6 protein-coding genes are annotated in these 5565 nt (G+C 76.4%); 5 read left to right on the top strand and 1 reads right to left on the bottom strand.

What is annotated here, in order from left to right; genetic code table 11:
* From AA75_RS42995 to AA75_RS42980, 4 genes are all read left to right on the top strand, one after another.
* Positions 1-1048, top strand: a 1048-nt coding sequence (locus AA75_RS42995; protein WP_033825989.1) for an alpha/beta hydrolase, incomplete at its 5' end; no start/stop codon positions are given.
* Complete coding sequence (locus AA75_RS42990; RefSeq protein WP_033825988.1) at positions 1038-2270, top strand: acyltransferase; 1233 nt, start codon at positions 1038-1040, stop codon at positions 2268-2270. The genes AA75_RS42995 and AA75_RS42990, both read left to right, overlap by 11 nt.
* A gap of 40 nt (positions 2271-2310) precedes the next feature.
* Positions 2311-2664: an MmcQ/YjbR family DNA-binding protein gene (locus AA75_RS42985; protein WP_033825994.1), complete on the top strand. Its 354-nt coding sequence runs from the start codon at positions 2311-2313 to the stop codon at positions 2662-2664.
* Between the two features lie 175 nt (positions 2665-2839).
* Positions 2840-4024: an alpha/beta hydrolase gene (locus AA75_RS42980; protein ID WP_033825987.1), complete on the top strand. Its 1185-nt coding sequence runs from the start codon at positions 2840-2842 to the stop codon at positions 4022-4024.
* Here the strand turns inward: AA75_RS42980 and AA75_RS42975 are convergent.
* Positions 3988-4995 carry a YafY family protein gene (locus tag AA75_RS42975; protein ID WP_051814386.1) on the bottom strand — a complete coding sequence of 336 codons (1008 nt, stop codon included), beginning with the start codon at positions 4993-4995 and terminating at the stop codon, positions 3988-3990. The genes AA75_RS42980 and AA75_RS42975 overlap by 37 nt on opposite strands.
* Before the next feature lie 96 nt (positions 4996-5091).
* Between AA75_RS42975 and AA75_RS42970 the strand changes: the two genes are divergently transcribed.
* On the top strand, positions 5092-5565 hold a 474-nt coding region (locus AA75_RS42970), incomplete at its 3' end, for a TIGR03086 family metal-binding protein (protein ID WP_033825986.1).

The raw sequence follows: 5565 nt of genomic DNA, 5'->3' as shown, positions 1-5565 counted from the left end.
GGGGCCGCCGCCGGGGAGTGCGGCCTGGCGGGCGGACACCGTGCTGGGGGTCCGGCTGCCGGATCCGGTGGGTGCCGCGCCCGCCGAGGTGGCCGCGTTCTTCGCCGGGCTGACGCCCGCGCAGCGGGACGCGCTGGCCGTCCGGCACCCGCTGGTGACGGGCAACCTCGACGGGGTGCCGGTCGAGGTCCGGTACCGGGCCAACGCGCTGGCGCTGGAGGAGGAGCGGCGCCGCGAGCAGGCCGCCGCCGAGGACGGCACGCTGAGCGCCGCCGGGCGGGCGCAGGCCCTGGCCCGGGCGCAGCGGTACGCCGCACTGGCCGGCCGTCAGATCCTGGCCTTCGACCCGCGCGGCCGCGGTCAGGTGGTCGAGGTGTTCGGCGAGCTGTCGCCGGGGAGCCGGCCGGCGGTGGTGGTTCCGGGTTCGGACGTCGACCTGACGGAGTACGACCGGGACGGCGACCCGTACGCCGGGCCGGCCGGGATGGCCCGGGCGCTGCGGGCGGCGACCGGCGGGCAGGTCCCGGTGATCGCCTGGGCGGGGTACACCACCCCGGTCGGGGTGGGGATGGACGCGGCCACCGCCGATCTCGCGGTGGCGGGCGGCGCCCGGCTGGGGCGGTTTCTCGACGGACTGGCCGCGCGGACCGGCGCGGCGACGGTGTTCTGCCACAGCTACGGCTCGGTGGTGTGCGGCCGGGCGGACCTCGGTCCGCGGCAGGCCGCGGGCCTGGTGGTGTTCGGCTCCCCCGGGATGGAGACGGCCCGGGCGGCCGACCTGCGGGTGCCGGTGTGGGCCGCCGAGCGGAACGACGCGGACTGGATCGGCCGGGTCCCGCACGTGTCGGTGCTGGGCCTGGGCCACGGCGCCGACCCGACCGGCACCGGGTTCGGCGCCCGGGTGGTCTCCTCAGCGGGTTCGCACGGCCACAGCGGCTACTTCGCGCCCGGTACCGCCTCGCTCGCCAACTTCGCGGCCCTCGCGCTCGGCGACACCGCCGGCGTCCGCTGCGCCGACCGGGATCCGGGGTGCCACGATGCGCGCTGACCTGCTGCGCCTCGGCGCTCCCCTGCGCAGGGCCGCGGCCCTGACCGACGCCCGCACCCCCGCGAGCCGGGACCGGGCACTGGACGGGCTGCGGGCGCTCGCCCTGCTGGCCGTACCGACCGGGCACTGGCTGCTCGGCGGCTTCTCCGTGGCAGCCGGGGACGGGGTGTTGCACAACGCCAGCCCGCTGTCCTCGCTGGGCTTCCTGGCGCCGTTCAGCTGGGGGCTGCAGCTGCTCGGGCTGTTCTTCCTGGTGGGCGGGTACTCGGCGGCGAAGTCGCTGGAGCGGGCCCGGGAGCGCGGCAGCGGCCTGGGCGGCTGGCTGCGCGGGCGGGCGGTGCGGCTGCTGCGGCCGGTGCTCGGGGTGGCCGCCGTGTGGGCGGTGCTGATCCCGGTGCTGCGGACGGCGGGTGTGCCCGAGGGGACGGTGCGCACCGGTTCGGTCCTGGTGGTGCAGCCGCTCTGGTACATCGGGATCTATCTGGTGCTGACCGCGCTGACCCCGTACTGTCTGGCGGCCGGCCGGCGGCTCGGTGCCTGGGCGGCGGCCCCGCTGCTCGCCGTGGTCGCCGTCGTCGACCTGCTGCGGTACGGGCCGTGGGCCCAGGCGGTGCCGTCCTGGCTGGCGTTGGTGAACCTGCTGCCGGGCTGGCTGTTCGGCTACCAGCTCGGGGTGTCGTGGGCCCAGGGGCGGCTGCGCCGGGCGGGCGGGGCGGTGCTGCTGGCGGGCGGGGCGGTGCTGTTCGCGCTGCTGCTGGTGGTGTTCCACTACCCGGCCAGCATGGTCGGTGTGCCGGGGGCGGCGCGGACCAACTCGCATCCGCCGTCGCTGCTGGTGCTGGCCCTGGCGGCGGTGCAGTGCGGCGCGGCGGTGCTGCTGCGCGAGCGGATCGCCCGGCTGCTGCGGCGGCCGGTGCTGTGGCTGCCGGTGGTCGCGGTGAACCTGTCCGCGATGACGATCTTCTGCTGGCACCAGACGGCGATGTTCGCGGTGGCGCTGCCGCTGTCGCGGGCGGGCGCGGTGCCCGGTCTGACCACCGAGCCGTCCTCGCTCGGGTGGGTGCTGGCCCGGCTGGCGTGGCTGCCGGTGTTCGGGCTGGTGCTGGCGGCGCTCGCGGGCCCGGCCCGCCGGTTCGACGGGCCGTGGCCGTCCCGGCTGTGGCGGGCGGCCGTGGGGGCGGGGGCGGCGGCGTTCACGGTGTACGCGCTGGGGGTGGTGTGAGGTGCGCCGGGCTGTCGGTGCCCGGCCGTACGCTGGCGGGATGGTGACGTTCGATCAGTTCGAGGCGCTGGCGCTGGACCTGCCGGAGGCGCACGCGCAGCCCACCTGGGACCAGGTGACGCTGCGGGTCGGCAGGAAGATCTTCGCGATGGGGAGCCCGGACTCCGGCCGGGTCTGCGTCAAGGCCTCCAAGGAGGACCAGGCGGAGCTGCTCGCGGCCGACCCCGACACGTACGCGTTCGCGCCGTACGTGGGGCGGCACGGCTGGGTGCTGGTGCAGCTCGCCCGGGTCGACGCCGGCGAGCTGGGCGAGCTGCTCACCGAGGCCTGGCGCAGCGTCGCACCGAAGCGGCTGCACGCACTGGTCGACGAGCAGCGGGCGAACGAACGGTGAACCGGTCGGATCCGGTCAGGTAACGCCACTCACACGGGCGAATGTGAGCCAGAACACAGTTTGAAGGCCGCCCTCGGCTGCGCCCTGCCTCTACGCTGGCTGACGTGTAGTTGGCAGTCGTAGCACCATCGGGCCCGGCCCGCTGTGACGCTCACCGGCCCGAGGAGTGAACGCCATGCAGCGCAGGGTCAAGCGCATCCTGATAGGCGCCTTCGCGGGCTGCGTGGTCCTGGTGGACGCCGGCGCCGCCGCCGCCCAGGCCGCCGCCGCCAACGAGCAGGTCGCCATCGCCACCCCGCCGGCCGGCAGCACCGCCTGGGTCTCGGACCACTCGCTCGGCCGCGAGCTGCCCGACCCGGCCACCGCCACCGCCGCCTCGGTCGCCGCCTTCTTCGCCTCGCTGAGCCCCGCCGAGACCGAGCGCCTGGCCGCCGCCTACCCGCTGGTCGTCGGCAACCTGGACGGCGCCCCGCTGCCGCTGCGCTACCACGCCAACCGGCTCGCGATCACGGCCGAGCGGGACCGCGCCCGGGCCCGCGGCGCCGACCACCGGCTGGACCCCGACACCCGGGCACTGGCCGTCTCCCGCGCCAACGACTCCGACCACCTGCTCGCCGACGGCCGGCAGATCCTCGCCTTCGACCCGCGCGGCCGCGGCCTGGTCAGCGAGGTCTTCGGCGACCTGGCCACCGCCCAGCGGGTGTCGGTGCTGGTCCCCGGCTCGGACGCCGACCTCGGCCACCACGACCAGTCCTCCGAGCCGCTGCGCTCCCCCGCCGGGATGGCCCGCGCGCTGCTCGCCGAGGAGCAGCACCAGGCCCCCGGCACCCGGACCGCGGTGATCGCCTGGACCGGCTACGTCACCCCGTCCGGCCTCGGCCCGGACGCGGTCACCGCCCGGCTCGCCGACGTCGCCGCGCCCCGCCTGCTGCGCCTGCTGGACGGCCTGCGGGCGACCAGCCACCCGGACGTCCCGCCCGCGCTGTTCTGCCACTCGTACGGCTCGGTGGTCTGCGGCACGGCCGCGCCCGGCATCGACGCCGCCCGCAGGACCGACATGGTGGTCTTCGGCAGCCCGGGCATGGGCGTGGAGTCGGCCGGCGAGCTCGGCCCCGGCGTGGCGGTCTGGGCCACCCGCAACCGCACCGACTGGATCGGCAACGTCCCGTACCTGGAGGTCGGCGGCCTCGGCCACGGCGCCGACCCGACCAGCTCCGGCTTCGGCGCCACCGAGGTCTCCTCGACCGGCGCGGCCGGCCACAACGGCTACTTCGCGCCGGGCACCGCCAGCCTGCACAACTTCGGCGCCATCGCGCTCGGCCGCTACGACACCGTGAGCCACCCGCCGACCGTCGCCTGATCAGCCGGCCGGCCGGTCCCCCCGTACAGCGCGACCACGTCGGCGGCGGCCCCGGCCAGCTGCGCCCTGGCCTCCGGCGGGTCGATCACCTCGACGTCCGCCCCGAACGCCAGCACCGCCCTGGCCGCCTCCACCGACCGCAGGCCGAGCCGCACCTCGGCCCACCCGGGGTCGTCGCCGAACGGCGGTGAGGCCAGCAGCCCGGCGTGGATCCGGGTGAACATGTCCAGCCGGTGCCGCCGCACCCGGACCAGCACGAGGACGTCGGCCGGCTGCTCCTCGATCCGCTCGCGCAGCACCGCCCAGACCTCCGGCAGGCCGAGCCCCGGCCGCCGCCGGACCGGTTCGTCGAGGACCCGGGCCGCCCGCACCCGGTCGGCCCGGAAGAGTCTCGGGTCACCGTCGAGGTCCGCCACCAGGTACCAGACGCCGGCCTTGCTCACCAGCCCGTACGGGTCGACGGCGTACCCGCTCGGGGCGGCCGCGCCGCTGTGCCGGTAGGACAGCTCCAGCCGCAGATCGGCGAAGACCGCCCGCTGCAGTTCGCCGAGTTCGACCGGCGCGGGGCCGACCCGCAGCCAGCGCTCGGGGTCGACCAGGATCCGTTCGCTGGTCCGCTCGGCCGCCGGGCGGTGCGGTGCGGGCAGCGCCGCCATCACCTTGCGCAGCGCGGTGGAGATCGCCTCGCCGAGGCCCAGCGCGTCGTGGGTGCCGGCCGCGGCCAGCACGAACAGCGCCCGCGCCTCGTCGGCGGTCAGCCCGGTGACGTCGGTGCGGTAGCCGGGGAGCAGGCTGATCCCGCCGGCCCGGCCGCGTTCGGCCCAGACCGGCACCCCGGCCGCCGACAGCGCCTCGACGTCCCGGTAGATCGTGCGGACCGACACCTCCAGCCGCTCGGCCAGTTCGGCGGCGGGCACCAGGCTCCGGGTCTGGAGCAGCAGCAGGATCGAGAGCAGTCGGTCGGCCTTCACAAAAACCCACCCTAAAACCTGACACAGGGTGTCAGGTATACCCGGGAGAGTGTCCGTCGTAGCCCGAACCGCACGACGCATCACGAGGAGCACCCCATGACGGACACCGCCTACGACCCCCGCCCCGACTACCTGCGCGCCCTGGACCAGCTCGGCAAGGTGGTCGCCCTGGTGACGCCCGACCTGCTGGACCGGCCCACCCCCTGCGAGGAGTACGACCTGCGGGCGCTGCTGAGCCACACCCTGGGCGGCATCCACCGGATCGCGTACGTCGGCGAGGGCGGCCGCAGCCTGGACGTCGCCGCCGCGGCCGGCGAGATCGAGGACGACGGCTGGGGCCCCGCCCTGGAGCGGGCCAAGGCCCGGGCGCAGGCGGCCTGGGCCGCGGACGGGACCCTGGACCGGCCCGCCGAGGTGCCGTGGGGCCGGATCCCGGGCCGGTTCGCGCTCGCCGGGTACGTGATGGAGGCGGTCACCCACACCTGGGACATCGCCCGGGTCGTCGACGCCTCGACGGTGCTCGACGAGGAGCTGGCGCTCGGCGCGCTCGCCGTCGCCGAGCAGGTCCTG

Source organism: Kitasatospora sp. MBT63 (assembly GCF_000710465.2).
Taxonomy (GTDB): Bacteria; Actinomycetota; Actinomycetes; order Streptomycetales; family Streptomycetaceae; genus Kitasatospora.
The sequence above is the reverse complement of the archived record's forward strand: the minus strand, read 5'-3'. Positions and strand labels throughout refer to the sequence as shown.

Excerpts from the sequence above, each read along its gene's own strand:
- AA75_RS42990 (WP_033825988.1), top strand. The coding sequence starts at position 1,038 with ATGCGCGCTGACCTGCTGCGCCTCGGCGCTCCCCTGCGCAGGGCCGCG.
- AA75_RS42985 (WP_033825994.1), top strand. The coding sequence starts at position 2,311 with ATGGTGACGTTCGATCAGTTCGAGGCGCTGGCGCTGGACCTGCCGGAG.
- AA75_RS42980 (WP_033825987.1), top strand. The coding sequence starts at position 2,840 with ATGCAGCGCAGGGTCAAGCGCATCCTGATAGGCGCCTTCGCGGGCTGC.